The 13,549-nt window shown below is 61.3% G+C and carries 15 protein-coding genes; 3 read left to right on the plus strand and 12 right to left on the minus strand.

Features of this window, described 5'->3' with window-relative positions:
* Positions 1–2 precede the first annotated feature (2 nt).
* Positions 3–935 carry a magnesium transporter CorA family protein gene (locus tag AC07SI_RS17145; protein WP_201144190.1) on the plus strand — a complete coding sequence of 311 codons (933 nt, stop codon included), beginning with the start codon at positions 3–5 and terminating at the stop codon, positions 933–935.
* An 84-nt stretch (positions 936–1,019) separates the two neighbouring features.
* On the opposite strand, the gene map is transcribed toward AC07SI_RS17145, so the two are convergent.
* Together map and AC07SI_RS17155 are read right to left on the minus strand one after the other, a co-directional pair.
* Positions 1,020–1,781, minus strand: coding sequence for a type I methionyl aminopeptidase (gene map / locus AC07SI_RS17150; protein WP_495006147.1), 762 nt, complete (start codon positions 1,779–1,781; stop codon positions 1,020–1,022).
* Positions 1,781–1,981, minus strand: a complete 201-nt coding sequence (locus AC07SI_RS17155) for a ParD-like family protein (RefSeq protein ID WP_027606410.1) — start codon at positions 1,979–1,981, stop codon at positions 1,781–1,783. The genes map and AC07SI_RS17155 overlap by 1 nt, the downstream gene beginning before the upstream one ends.
* A 251-nt stretch (positions 1,982–2,232) precedes the next feature.
* On the opposite strand from AC07SI_RS17155, the gene ilvA reads away from it, so the two are divergent.
* Both ilvA and AC07SI_RS17165 read left to right on the plus strand, forming a co-directional pair.
* Positions 2,233–3,255, plus strand: a complete 1,023-nt coding sequence (gene ilvA / locus AC07SI_RS17160; protein WP_495006148.1) for a threonine ammonia-lyase, biosynthetic — start codon at positions 2,233–2,235, stop codon at positions 3,253–3,255.
* Positions 3,256–3,488: 233 nt separating this feature from the next.
* Positions 3,489–3,758: a DUF1652 domain-containing protein gene (locus AC07SI_RS17165; protein WP_065906595.1), complete on the plus strand. Its 270-nt coding sequence runs from the start codon at positions 3,489–3,491 to the stop codon at positions 3,756–3,758.
* On the opposite strand, the gene AC07SI_RS17170 is transcribed toward AC07SI_RS17165, so the two are convergent.
* The 10 genes from AC07SI_RS17170 to AC07SI_RS17215 all read right to left on the minus strand — a co-directional run bounded on the left by AC07SI_RS17170 (position 3,755) and on the right by AC07SI_RS17215 (position 13,521).
* A complete protein-coding gene (locus AC07SI_RS17170; RefSeq protein WP_495006149.1) occupies positions 3,755–4,153 on the minus strand; it encodes a hypothetical protein in 399 nt (132 codons plus the stop codon). The genes AC07SI_RS17165 and AC07SI_RS17170 overlap by 4 nt on opposite strands.
* A gap of 78 nt (positions 4,154–4,231) precedes the next feature.
* Positions 4,232–4,501 (minus strand): DUF2790 domain-containing protein, encoded by a 270-nt coding sequence (locus tag AC07SI_RS17175; RefSeq protein WP_065906599.1) that lies wholly within the window; start codon positions 4,499–4,501, stop codon positions 4,232–4,234.
* Between the two features lie 106 nt (positions 4,502–4,607).
* Positions 4,608–5,864 (minus strand): hypothetical protein, encoded by a 1,257-nt coding sequence (locus AC07SI_RS17180; protein WP_495006150.1) that lies wholly within the window; start codon positions 5,862–5,864, stop codon positions 4,608–4,610.
* A 228-nt stretch (positions 5,865–6,092) separates the two neighbouring features.
* Positions 6,093–6,326, minus strand: coding sequence for a C1 family peptidase (locus tag AC07SI_RS17185; RefSeq protein WP_083221452.1), 234 nt, complete (start codon positions 6,324–6,326; stop codon positions 6,093–6,095).
* 217 nt (positions 6,327–6,543) lie between these two features.
* A complete protein-coding gene (locus AC07SI_RS17190; protein WP_065906608.1) occupies positions 6,544–7,482 on the minus strand; it encodes a carbohydrate kinase family protein in 939 nt (312 codons plus the stop codon).
* 12 nt (positions 7,483–7,494) lie between these two features.
* A complete protein-coding gene (gene xylB / locus AC07SI_RS17195) occupies positions 7,495–8,976 on the minus strand; it encodes a xylulokinase (protein WP_495006151.1) in 1,482 nt (493 codons plus the stop codon).
* Between the two features lie 138 nt (positions 8,977–9,114).
* Positions 9,115–10,596, minus strand: coding sequence for a mannitol dehydrogenase family protein (locus AC07SI_RS17200; protein WP_065906615.1), 1,482 nt, complete (start codon positions 10,594–10,596; stop codon positions 9,115–9,117).
* Between the two features lie 16 nt (positions 10,597–10,612).
* Positions 10,613–11,716 (minus strand): ABC transporter ATP-binding protein, encoded by a 1,104-nt coding sequence (locus AC07SI_RS17205; RefSeq protein WP_495006152.1) that lies wholly within the window; start codon positions 11,714–11,716, stop codon positions 10,613–10,615.
* Between the two features lie 37 nt (positions 11,717–11,753).
* Positions 11,754–12,584, minus strand: coding sequence for a carbohydrate ABC transporter permease (locus AC07SI_RS17210; RefSeq protein ID WP_032886872.1), 831 nt, complete (start codon positions 12,582–12,584; stop codon positions 11,754–11,756).
* A gap of 10 nt (positions 12,585–12,594) precedes the next feature.
* Complete coding sequence (locus AC07SI_RS17215; RefSeq protein WP_065906617.1) at positions 12,595–13,521, minus strand: carbohydrate ABC transporter permease; 927 nt, start codon at positions 13,519–13,521, stop codon at positions 12,595–12,597.
* Positions 13,522–13,549: the final 28 nt, after the last annotated feature.

Below are 13,549 nucleotides of genomic sequence, written 5' to 3' on the forward strand. Positions count from 1 at the left end.
CGATGATCCAGCGTTTTGAGCTAATCAATGGAAAACTGCTGGGCGTGGACAGCGCCTCGGCGCCGATCCTGTTATTCAACAACCCTGACCCGAGCGAGCGTGAATGGCTGCGTGACCATCACAAGCTGGATGAGCATGCACTCGCGTCGGCCCTGGACCCTGACGAGGTCTCGCGCATCGAGTTTCACCCCGACAACCTGTTCCTGATCTGGAAGCGCCCGGAGAACTATTCCGGCGGCGGCAACCTGGTGTTCGAAGTGTCGTCCTGCGGCCTGCTGTTTTCACCCGGCCGGCTGCTGGTAATCGCCACCGATGAAACCCCGCTGAGCGGCCTGGGCCAGCGCCGGCCGTTGCACACGCCGCTCGACGTGTTGCTCGACCTGCTGCTCAACAACATTCATCACTACCTGGGCCACCTCAAGGTGATCAAGCTGGTCGCGCGTGAGTTGCAGCAGCAGTTCAACGCGTCGATGAGCAACCATCACCTGATGCAGATGTTCAACCTCAGTGAAAGCCTGATCTATTACATCAACGCGCTGCACAGCAACGGCGCCGTGCTGTCGAGGCTGCGCAACCACGCGGAAAAGGAGCACTTCGGCGCGGAAATCCTCGGCCTGATCGATGACCTGATCATCGAGAACCATCAGTGCTACAAACAGGCCGAGATCTATTCCAATGTGTTTTCCGGGCTGATCGATGCGCGCGGCAACCTGATGAACAACAGCATGAACAACCTGTTGCGCAAGCTCACGCTGATCAACGTGGTGTTCCTGCCGCTCAATCTGATTGCCAGTGTGGGTGGGATGTCGGAGTTCAGCATGATGACGGCGGGTACGCCGTGGTGGGTGTCGTACCCGTTGTTCCTGGCTGCGATGGGGTTGGGGGCAGGCTTGATGGTGCTAGTGCTCAAGCGGATGGCGGGCGCGGCGATGTAAAGGTGGCGATGCATCAGGCACGCCTCTGCGCATGGTTTGGGGCTGCTGCGCAGCCCAACGCGGGACAAGCCCGCTCGCCACAGATTACTCGCCTGGCGGTGTTTGCAGGGTCAGCACTTCAAAGCCATCCGCCGTCACCGCTACCGTGTGCTCCCACTGCGCCGACAGGCTGTTGTCCTTGGTCACCACCGTCCAGCCATCTTTCAGGCTGCGCACCTTGGAACTGCCCTGGTTAAGCATCGGTTCGATGGTAAACACCATGCCTTCGCGCAGTTCCATGCCGGTGCCGGGGCGGCCGAAGTGCAGGATTTGCGGCTCTTCATGCATCTGCTTGCCGATGCCATGGCCGCAGTATTCACGCACCACGCTGTAGCCGTTGGCCTGCGCGTGGCTCTGGATTGCATGGCCGATATCGCCCAGGCGTGCGCCGGGCTTGACCTGGCGGATGCCGGCCCACATCGCCTCAAAGGTCATTTCCACCAGGCGCCGCGCCTTGGGGGCGACGGTGCCGATCATGTACATCTTGCTGGAGTCGGCGATAAAGCCGCCTTTTTCCAGGGTGATGTCGATGTTGATGATGTCGCCGTCCTTGAGGATCTCCTTGGCGCTGGGCATGCCGTGGCACACCACCTCGTTGATCGAGGTGTTGATGGAGAACGGGTAATCGTATTGCCCGAGGCTGGCAGGGCGGGCCTGCAGGTCGTTGCGGATGAAGGCCTCGACGGCGCTGTCCAGCTCCAGGGTGGAACGGCCGGCGCTGACAAAACCGTCGAGCATGTCGAACACTTTGGCCAGCAGGCGCCCGGAGTCGCGCATGACAGCCAATTGGGCGGCGGTCTTGATCATCAGCTGCGCCCCCGGATCAGGTCGGGCTTGTCCAGCAGCAGTTTGTTGATCAACTCGTGGTAGGGCAGGCTGGGGTTCAGTTCGGCGAGCAGGCCGACCTTGATCCAGAACTCGGCCTGGGCGTTGATGGAGCGGTCCATGGCCGCACTGGCCAGGCGGAGTTGTTCGTGCAGTTGGTCGCTGATCTTGACGATGCCCATGGTCTTCACTGTGCTGGATTGATATACGAATCGTATATGTTTCGTATGCTTGAAGTAAACAGGATGTTGACTTGGTCCGGATGGCCGGTTAATTTCCTGGCATGACCTTCCAAGCCTTCCGCAGCCAGCCAAGCATTATTATTACCGCCATTCCTCATTTGGCGGGATAGCACACGGCTGCACCCAGACCCGCCCTTGAGGCGGGTTTTGTTTTTCCGTCTCCCGGGCTCTACACACACCAGGAGACACCCATGAGCAGCTGTCCCGTTCCTCCCCGCGCTGATGCAGGCCTGCTTGAACACTATGTGAAAAAGATCCTCGCCGCCCCGGTCTATGACCTGGCGGTGCGCACGCCCCTGCAAGCCGCGCCGGCGCTGTCGGCATTGCTCGGCAACCAGGTGCTGCTCAAGCGCGAAGACTTGCAGCCGACCTTCTCCTTCAAGATTCGCGGCGCCTACAACAAGCTCGTGCAACTGGCCGCAGAGCAGAAGGCGCGGGGCGTGGTCACCGCGTCGGCAGGCAACCATGCCCAGGGGGTGGCGCTGGCGGCGCGTGAACTGGGGATCCGGGCGCGAATCGTGATGCCCGCGACGACGCCGGAATTGAAGGTGCTGGGCGTGCGCTCCCGGGGCGCCGAAGCGGTGTTGCACGGTGCCAGCTTTCCCTTTGCCCTGGCCCACGCGCTGCAACTCGCCGACGCCTCCGGTTATACCTTCGTGTCGCCCTTCGACGACCCGGACGTCATCGCTGGCCAGGGCACAGTGGCCATGGAGATCCTGCGCCAGCAGCAAGGGCCGCTGGACGCGATCTTCGTCCCGGTCGGCGGCGGCGGGCTGATTGCCGGAATCGCGGCCTACGTCAAATACCTGCGGCCCGAAGTGCGCATCATCGGCGTCGAGCCCGAAGGCTCCAGTTGCCTGTTGGCGGCCCTGCGCGCCGGTGAGCGCGTGGTGTTGCCGAGTGTCGACGGGTTTGCCGATGGCACGGCGGTCGCGCAGATCGGTGCGTTTGGTTTTGAAATCTGCCGGCAGTGGGTGGATGAAGTGATCACCGTGAGCAACGACCAACTGTGCAGCGCAATCAAGTTGATCTACGACGATACCCGCTCCATCACCGAGCCTTCCGGTGCCTTGGCGGTCGCGGGCATTCGCCAATACGTGTCAACGCGTGGCATAGCGGGGCAGACATTGGTAGCGGTTAATTCCGGCGCGAACATCAACTTCGATAGTTTGCGATATGTTGCTGAAAGAGTGGTCGCGCAAGGCGCAGTTTGATACCAGGCGTGGGGTTAAACGATTAATCGCAGCGGTTCGACGAATATTTCATCTACCCGGCCAAGCTTATATAAGGGTGCCGGGTGCTTATGAGGAATGGTTACAACGAGACTGGATTTTGCCGAGTAGGCTGGTGATGGTAAGCGTCTTCCAGGGGCGGCAAGACGCGGCAGGCACACGCTTGCCAGACTAAAAACAATCGATTGGCAGTCTCAGAAAAGGAGAGGTTGGCCATGCTTTCGGAATTAGAACTTCGCAGTATTATCGAAGGAAGTTTCCTGCCTAAACGGTGCGAATGCACCAAAGCCGAAGATGCCTCGCTGACGATCAAGGTCTATGACGACCGCGACCGTGACCGGGTGGATTTGGAAGTCAAAGGTATCAACGCCGACAAACTCGACAGCAGTCGAGCCTTGTGCAACCTGATCACCGGGTTGCGTGAAGACCTCAAGCACAGCCATGCACCCGCGCTGCAACGAGCAGGTGCGCGCAACCTGTACTAGATCGACGCTTGAGAGTGAGTGACCGAAGGCCTGTGGGCCTGGATAAACGCCAGGCCCAATACGGTTTCCGTTGCCACCGCCAGCAGGATCCCCGGGCCTGCATTGCCATTGATCCACTCCCCGAACCCCAATACGGCCAGCACCAGGCAGCCGGCGATAAACCCGCTGGTCAGGGCGCGGCGTGTGTCTGAGGGTGGGGCAAGGCGAGCACGGTAGAACATGAGGCCGATGGCCAGGAACAGCGCGGCATTGCGGCGCGACACCAGCCCGGTGGCGCTGGAATATTCGACACTCCATAACCACAGCAGCAGGTCAGGACGCAGGCCCCAGACAAGTGCAAGGGCGAAGCAGAGCAGGGCGGTGAATGTTGCGAGAGAGCGGAAACTCAACTGCATGGCGAATCCCTTCAGCCGTATGACAAGCCCGCAAGACTACTCCTTCCTGTGCGGGCCTGTCCTGGGTCTTTCACCGGCTCAATTCTGGAAATCGCAGGCTTCGGACATTTTCCGATAGCTCACGTCTTCGACCTTGCCGGCCGTGTCCACAAACTTGATATCCGCCTTGATGACTTTGCAGTCATTGGTCTGGGCCTCGTTCATGGCCAGCACCTTGGCGATGTTCATCGGCATGCCGTAGTGGTAGGGCACAGGGGTGACAGTCGCCGTTTGATCGGCAGCCTGGGCCAGGCCCGACACCGCCGCCAGCGCCAGCGCGCCGCCAAGCATTAAAGTGCGCAGTTTCATGGTGGTTCTCCGCAAGTGAGTACACTTTCACTCTCGACTTGCGGGATTAACCGTCGATTAATTTTTGCCTGGCTGACAAAACCTTCATCTGAAAGGCCACGATCACTTAAGGCAACGTCGCAACCACCGCGTCGTCATTGTGCGCGCTGTCCTCGGCAATCCCTGCCACATAGCTGCCGTTAGGTGAAATGGCGGTCAGGCCGCTTTCTTCACCTGCGTTGAACTGGGGAATCGCAACGGTGCCTGCCGCTGCTGTCCACGTAGCGGCCTGAGCATGTTCGCCCGTGTTTTCGCTGGTGAGTGCAACGGTGTCGTTATCACTCAAATCGACGAAACCCACATGAGTACCGCCGGCCAGCGTCGGGATCAGCGTGGTAGCGCCAGTGGTTGACGCTGCCCAAAACGCCAATAGCGCGTGCCCATCGGTATTTTGATAAGACACAACCGCGTTGCCGTTGTTGTTCAGGCGTAGCCCCTCGATGCGGGGAGTTCCCGCGACGCCGCTGACGCTGCTCAAGATTATCGGGGTAGAAGCAGGGCTGGCCCAATAGGCGGCACTTGGGGTATCCGGGGCGGCAAAGTGGCAGGTGCCGAGCATCTGCATTGCATTATTGACACTGCTGAGGCTGCAACCGGTACTTCCGGACGGTGTGGACAGGACCGTGGTGACCAGCGCGCCGAGCAACCCGGTTTTCTGAACGACTTTGGCAGTGTCATTACCTGTCGCCGTGTTGGGGCAATTCAGGGCACTGCTGGGGAGGCCATTGATCGGTGTGTCGTTCACATCGGCAACCCTGCAGTTGTCGTGCAGGATAGACAATTGAACCGGGGCGGTACTGCCTGCGAGCCACAGGACGGCGGTGGCATCGTTGCTGCCACTGAGACTCTCGCCGCCCAGCACACCACTCTGGTTGTAGGCGGTGATAGCGGTAGCCACTTCAGGTAGCAGGCCGGTGCCAAGCACTGACAGCGATTGCAGCTTTTGGGGGAGGCTGCTGGGTGCAGTGGCGCTCCAGAACACACCCGTGGCGCGGTTGTCCGCAGTGACACATACGCCCTCTATGGTTCCGTTGTTGGCGATGCCCAACGCGTCGCAGCTTTGACCCGTGACCAGGGGCGGTAACGGAACTTCCGTGCCGGCGGTCACCGCGACCCACGCCACCGCAGGACCGGAAACATTCCCCGGCAGGCACACGCCCGTGACAACTCCGTTGTTGTTGACGCCTCTTGAGCCACATTGCGCGCCTGCGGCCGTACCTTCGCCTACAAACGTTGCTGCATTGACCAGGCTGGTGTACAGCGTGGTACCTGTCAGGCAGAGCAGCACAAGGGGTGTGAAGGCAAACTTGGTCAAGTTGTTCATGGTCAATCCTTCCCTGGTAATTGATATTGATAACAGGATGTGGATGTTCTGTTCACGCGCCCGAGATATAACGGGAGTCTTGGCGCAAAATCCGTGACTGACAACTGTCAACGTTGACAGGTTGAAGGGGGCTAGAGGCGAGTAGCAGGCAAGCGTCGCCACTCGGTAGCGAAGGGGGGGGGTACGCTCGACACGTAGGGCTGCTCTTTAGACCTGCACCTGGTGTTCTCAGGGAAGCAGATTGCTCTTTAGAAATTTAGGGGGTCTGAAATAATCCTTCTCACCCCAACCGCTACCCCAGGAGTTCTTCACTATCCAGTAATCCCTACCACTTTCGCCGCCATGGAAATCAAGCAGGCTTCGGTGATCCTGCGCAACGGGCTGGCCAAAGGCGACACTGACGTTGTAGGCGGCTAAAAAGCCCATCAAGACAATTAGCAAACGATGTTTTGATCCTTTCATGTTCAACCCTGCCTGATAGAGAGTTCAGGTCGCACAGTGGCTCGTCGTTAAACCGCTGGTTGTAAGTTGAATTAAAGAGTCGCGAAATAAAAAGCGCAACTGTCAAACTTGACAGCTTGCGCTCAACTCAAAAAAGGTATTGGGAAAGCGGGCCCTCTTCCTGCGAAGCGGACCCAGGGCACATCAAGATTAGAGGTTGCCGGGAGTGGTGGGTGCGTCAATTCAACTGATGGCGATACGGCAAATCCGGCCCAGTCTTGCCACACGTCAACGCGGCAGCGCGGATGGCGAAGCCGAGCATCGTGTCGATCTGCGTGCGCGTCAGTTGTTGCAGGCCCTCCACCGAATCCAGGTTCTGCTCGGTCAACCAGGCAATCAAGGCGGCCTGGAAGGTATCGCCAGCGCCGACGGTATCGGCCATCACCACCTTCTGTGCCGGTTGCGACCAGTTGCCGTGCTGGCGGCTGAAGACGCTGGCACCGTCGCCGCCACGGGTGAGGAATACCAGCTGGCAGCGGTGCTGCAGCCAGCCTTGCAGCACGCTTTCCGGCGACTGGTCGGGGTAGAGCAGGTGCAGGTCTTCGTCGCTGACCTTGATCAGGTCGGCGTGCTTGACCAGCTCCGCCACGCGCTCGCGCCACAGCTGGATATCCGGCTGGGGGTTGAGGCGTACGTTGGGGTCGAGGCTGATCAGGCGCTTGCCGCTTTCGCGCTTGACCAGGCTCAGCAGGGTGTCGCCGATCGGCTGCACCACCAGCGAGAACGAGCCGACATGCAGGCCGCGAATGTCCGCGCCCAGCGCCGGCAGATGCGCGACTTCCAGCAGGCGGTCGGCGCAGCCTTCGCCGCGGAAGTTGTACTGCGGTGAACCATTGGCGCCCACGGCGACCATCGACAATGTCGTCGGCGCGGCAAACTCCACCAGGAACTGCTCGCTGACGCCTTCATCCTTGAGCACCTGCAGCAAGCGACGCCCGAGGAAGTCGGTCGACAGCCCGCCGAACAGCCCGGCATCGATGCCCAGGCGGCGCAGACCCACCGCCACGTTGAACGGCGAGCCACCGGCAATTGCCTTGTAATTGACCTTGGAAGCCTGCCCGCTGGCATCTTCCTCGCTGAAAAAATCAAACAGCGCTTCACCGCACACCAGATACATAGTCGTTCGCTCTTAAAGGGTTGCTACTAGCTGTTGATAGCGCGCGTATGCCTGTTGGTAGGCGCTGACGCTGGCTGCCACCGGCAGGGTACGGCTGGCCGGGTCGACGCTCACGCACCGGTCGCACAGGCTGGCCAGGGATTCGCCGGATTGGCACCACGCCGCCTGGATCGCCGCGCCCAGGGCCGCAGCCTCGCTTTGTTCGGTGCAGATAACCTCGGTATTCATGATATCGGCGACCATCTGCCGCCACACCGGGCTTTTCGAACCGCCGCCGATCAAGCGGATGCGCAGGCTTTGCAGGCCGGTATGGCGCAGCAGGTCGAGGCCGTAGCGCAGGCCGAAGGTGGTGCCTTCGACCACGGCGCGGCACAGGTTGGCGCGGGTCAGGTTGGTCATGGTCAGGCCGTGCAGGCTGCCGGTGGCGTGGGGCAGGGCGGGCACGCGTTCGCCGTTGAGAAACGGCAGCATGCTCACGCCGTCGGCGCCGATCGGGGCCTTTTCGACCAAGGCGTTGAACGCGTTGAGGTCCAGCTCGAACAGCTCGCGGATTACCCCGGTGGCGTTCGTCAGGTTCATCGTGCAGATCAACGGCAGCCAGCCGCCGCTGGAGGAACAGAAAGTCGCCACCGACGCCTGCGCACTCACGTTGGGTTGGTCGGCGAAGGCATACACGGTGCCCGAGGAACCGAGGCTCATGGTGATCACACCGGGGGCGATATTGCCAGTGCCGATGGCGCCCATCATGTTGTCGCCGCCGCCGCTGGAGACAAGCGCGTTGGGGTTGATGCCCAGGCGTTCGGCGATGGCCGGCAGGATCGTGCCCACCGCCTGGTCGGCGTCAATCAGTTCGGGCAGCGCGGCCTGCAGGCGACCGCTGGGGTCGATGTGCTGGAGCAGCGCCACGTCCCATTCACGGGAGCGCACATTGAAGTAACCGGTGCCGGAGGCATCGCCGTATTCCGCCACGGCGCGGCCGGTGAGCCAGTAGTTGAGGTAGTCGTGGGGCAGCAGGATATGCGCGATGCGCGCGAACACGTCCGGGTGCTGCTCGCGGGTCCAGAGCAACTTGGACACGGTGTAGCCCGGCGCGATGGCCACGCCGAGGCGTTCCAGCGAGCCACTTTCGCCGCCCAGGTACTGCAGCAGACGATCATTTTCGGGTGCGGTTTCGGTGTCGCACCACAGCTTGGCCGGGCGCAGCACCTGGCCGCTGTCATCCAACAGCACCAGGCCGTGCTGCTGGCCGGACACGCCGATGCCGAGGATGTCCTGGCCGTCGACGCCGGCCTGTTGCAAGGCGCGGTGGGTGGCTTCGGTAAAGGCGTCCAGCCACTCCTGGGTGTGCTGTTCGCGACGGCCATTCGCGCCGCTGATCAGAGTGTGCGCCGCAGCACCGAGGCCCAGCACCTTGCCGCTGGACGCGTCGAGGACGATGGCCTTGGTGCCTTGGGTGCCGCAGTCGATACCGAGGAACAGGTTTTGCTGGGTCATGAGGGTGTGCTCAGCGGTGTTATTTTTTTGGATTGGCAACCCGGTCCAGTGTGGGAGGGGGCTTGCCCCCGATGGTTGTGGGTCAGTGAAGGATATTTGCCTGACACACCCTCATCGGGGGCAAGCCCCCTCCCACATTTAAACCGGTTTCTTCAGGAGGTTCTGTAGGGTTTCGGTGACGCCGTTATCACGCAAGCTCCCATAGCAACGCTCGAACGCTGCCACAAACTCCGGCGAGTTGGGAATAGCCGTGCCGAAAATCTCTTCCACGCCCAGCAGTCGCTGGCTGATCAGCGCCTCATCACTCACCAGCCCCTGGCAGAATTCCGCACGCGGGTCGGGGATTTTATAGCTCACGCCATTCTCATCCACGCCCTTCAAATACAAGGCCCAGGCCGCGACCACCAGCGCCGCACGCTCGGTCTCGCGCCCATCGGCTATCAGGCGGTTGATGGTCGGCACGGTGAATTTTGGAAACTTCGAGGAGCCATCCGAGCACACGCGCTCCAACTGGTCGGCAATCGCCTGGTTGGAAAAACGGTCGACCAGGGTCTGCTTGTAGTCGGTCAGGTCGATACCCGGTACCGGCGCCAGGTTCGGCGTGACATCCAGGTCCATGTAGGCGCGCATGTACGCGACGAACAACGGGTCGTTCATGGTCTCGTGCACGAACCGGTAACCCTTGAGAAACCCCAGGTATGTCAGGGCCAGGTGGCTGCCGTTGAGCAGGCCGATCTTCATCTCTTCATAGGGCGTCACGTCATCGGTGAACTGCACGCCGACCTTTTCCCAGGCCGGGCGGCCGTTGACGAACTTGTCTTCCAGCACCCATTGCACAAACGGTTCGCAGACCACCGGCCAGGCATCGTCGATGCCGTGCTCGTCGTGCAACTGCAGGCGGTGGGCGGTGCTGGTCATCGGTGTGATGCGGTCGACCATGGCGTTCGGAAAGCTCACATTGGCCTTGATCCAGTCGTGCAGGTCGGCATTGTGCAGCGCGGCAAAGGCCAGCAACGCCTTGCGCGTGACGGCGCCGTTGTGGGGCAGGTTATCGCAGGACATCACCGTGAACGCCGGGGTGCCGGCGGCGCGGCGCTGGGTCAGCGCGGCGCAGATAAAGCCGAACACGGTTTTCGGTGCGCCGGGGTGCGCCAGGTCATGCTGGATCTGCGGCAGGTGGGCCATGAACTCGCCGTTGCTGTCGTCGATGCAGTAGCCGCCTTCGGTGATGGTCAGGGAGACGATGCGAATCTCGGGGCTGGCCAGTTTGTCGATCAATGCCTGGGCGCTGTCTTCGGCGAGCAGCATGTCGCTGATCGAGCCGATCACGCGCACTTCGGTGTCGTCGGTGTCGCCCAATTCATAGAGGGTGAACAGGTAGTCCTGGCCCGCCAGGTCGTCGCGGGCCTTGCGGTCCTCGCTGCGCAGGCCGACGCCGCAGATGCTCCAGTCCAGGCCTTCGCCGGTGTTCATCAGCGCATCGGTGTAGTACGCCTGGTGCGCACGGTGGAAACCGCCGACGCCGATATGGGCGATGCCCTGGGAGGTGCTGGCAATCGCATAGGCCGGGATGTTCACGTGCGGCGCCAGTTGGGTAAGGTTCTGCTTATTAAGTTTCATCACAACTCTCGCGAAATCAGGCGGCAGCGCGCAGTGGACGGGCCACGGCTACACCGTCGGTGTCGAACAGATGGCAGTGCGCCGGGTCCAGGTGCAGGTGCAGCGTCTCGCCGTATTGGCTGGCCATGTCGCCACGGATCCGCATGGTCAACGGCTCGCCATTGGCGGTGATGACATGGCAGAAGGTGTCGCTGCCCAGGCGCTCGCCGACGTCGGCGGTGACGGTCAGGGAGGTCTGGCCCGGCGTGGCGATTTCCAGGTGTTCCGGACGAATGCCCAGGGTCACCGCGCTGCCCACGCTCAGGGTCGCGCCGCTCAACGGCAGGCTGATGGTGGTGCCGGCATCGAGTTGCACCTCGCAGCCGTGGCCTTCGACGCGCGTGACCTTGCCCTTGAGGAAGCCCATCTTCGGCGTACCCAGGAAGCCCGCGACAAACAGGTTGGCCGGCTGGTGGTACAGCTCCAGCGGCGAGCCCACTTGCTCGATACGGCCGCTGTTGAGGACCACCACCTTGTCGGCCAGGGTCATGGCTTCGACCTGGTCGTGGGTCACGTAGATCATGGTCGCCTGCAGCTCTTTATGCAGGCGCGCCAGCTCCAGGCGCATCTGCACGCGCAGGGCGGCGTCGAGGTTCGACAGCGGCTCGTCGAACAGGAAGATTTTCGGGTTACGCACAATCGCCCGGCCAATCGCCACACGCTGGCGCTGACCGCCCGACAGCTGCTTGGGCTTGCGCTCCAGCAACGGGCCGAGTTCGAGGATGCGCGCCGCTTCGCTGACTTTGCTCTCGACCAGTTTCTTGTCGACGCCGGCCAGGTCCAGGGCAAACGACATGTTCTTGCGCACGCTCATGTGCGGGTACAGCGCGTAGGTCTGGAACACCATCGCCAGGTCGCGCTTGGCCGGGGTCACTTCGGTGATGTCGCGGCCGTCCAGTTCGATGGTGCCGTCGGTGACTTCTTCCAGGCCCGCGATCAGGCGCAGCAGGGTGGATTTGCCGCAGCCCGATGGACCGACGAAGACCACGAACTCCTTGTCGTTCACTTCCAGGTCGATGCCTTTGATGATCGAGAAACCTTCGAAGCCTTTTTGCAGATTCTTGATTTTCAGGTTGGCCATGATGGGCCTCCGCTTTGAATTTTTTATTGAAAGGCCGTTATTTCACGGCGCCGAAGGACAAACCGCGTACCAGCTGTTTCTGGCTGATCCAGCCAAAGATCAGGATCGGCGCGCAGGCCAGGGTCGAGACGGCGGACAACTTGGCCCAGAACAAGCCTTCAGGGCTGGAGTAGGAGGCGATCAGCGCAGTCAGCGGTGCTGCGTTGGACGAGGTCAGGTTCAACGACCAGAACGCTTCGTTCCAGCACAGGATCAGCGACAGCAATACCGTGGACGCCAGGCCGCCCTTGGCGATCGGCAGCAGCACCCGGACCATTTCCTGCCACAGGGTGGCGCCGTCCAGGCGCGCGGCTTCGAGGATGTCCTTGGGGATGTCCTTGAAGTAGGTGTAAACCATCCAGACCACAATCGGCAGGTTGATCAGGGTGTAGATAATGATCAGCGCGATGCGCGTATCCAGCAGGCCGAAGCTCTTGGCCAGCAGGTAGATCGGCATCAGCACGCCCACCGGTGGCAGCATCTTGGTGGAGAGCATCCACAGCAGCGTGCCCTTGGTGCGCTTGGTCTCGTAGAAGGCCATGGAGTAGGCGGCGGGCACCGAGATCAGCAGGCACAGGGCGGTGGCGCTGAACGAAATCAGCACCGAGTTCCAGGCGTAGCTGAAGTAGTTGCTGCGCTCGTTGATGTGCAGGTAGTTCTCCAGCGTCGGCGTGAAGATGAACTGCGGTGGGGTAGCGAACGCATCGATTTCGGTTTTGAAGCTGGTCAGCACCATCCAGAAGATCGGGAAGAAAATCAGGATCGCGATGGCCCAGGCCAAGGTGCCGAGCAACAGGCTTTGCAGGCGGCGGGATTGTTGAAGCGTCATGGCGCGGCCCTCAAGGCTTGTCAGTCAGGTTTTTGCCGATCATCCGCACCAGGATGATCGCCGCGATATTGGCGATGACAACGGCAATCAAGCCGCCGGCCGAGGCCATGCCCACGTCGAACTGCACCAGCGCCTGGTTGTAGATCAGGTAGGCGAGGTTGGTCGAGGCGTAGCCCGGGCCACCGTTGGTGGTGGTGAAGATTTCGGCGAACACCGAGAGCAGGAAGATGGTTTCGATCATTACCACCACGGCAATCGGGCGTGCCAGGTGGGGCAGGGTCAGGTGCCAGAAGATCGCGATGGCGCCGGCGCCGTCCAGGCGTGCGGCTTCCTTTTGTTCCTGGTCGAGGGACTGCATGGCGGTCATCAGCAGCAGGATCGCAAACGGCAGCCACTGCCACGACACAATGATGATGATCGACAGCAACGGATAGTGCGCCAGCCAGTCCACCGGCTCGGCGCCGAACAGCTTCCAGACGGCGGCGAGAATCCCCGATACCGGGTGGAAAATCAGGTTTTTCCAGATCAGCGCACCGACGGTGGGCATGATGAAGAACGGCGAAATCAGCATCACCCGCACGATGCCACGGCCCAGGAACTCACTGGCCTCCAGCAAGGCACTGATCAACACGCCGAACACCACGCTGATCAACAGCACGCTGCCGACCAGCAACAGGGTATTGGTGGCGCCCGGCAGGAAGCCTGAGTCGGTGATGAAGTAGGTGAAGTTCTCCAGCCCCACGAATTGGTTTTCGCCAGGGTAGAGCAGGTTGTAGCGGATCAGCGAAAAGTACAGGGTCATGCCCAGCGGCACGATCATCCACAGCAGCAGCATGGCGACCGAAGGGGTGACGAGGAACCAGCCGGGGTTGGCCAGGCGGCTTTTGCGTGGCGTGTGAGGCGTGGTCGTTTGCACTTGGGCAGTGGTGGTATTCATAGGATCAGGACCAGTCAGGTACATGCAG

It is taken from the genome of Pseudomonas sp. GW821-FHT05D12 (genome assembly GCF_059419825.1).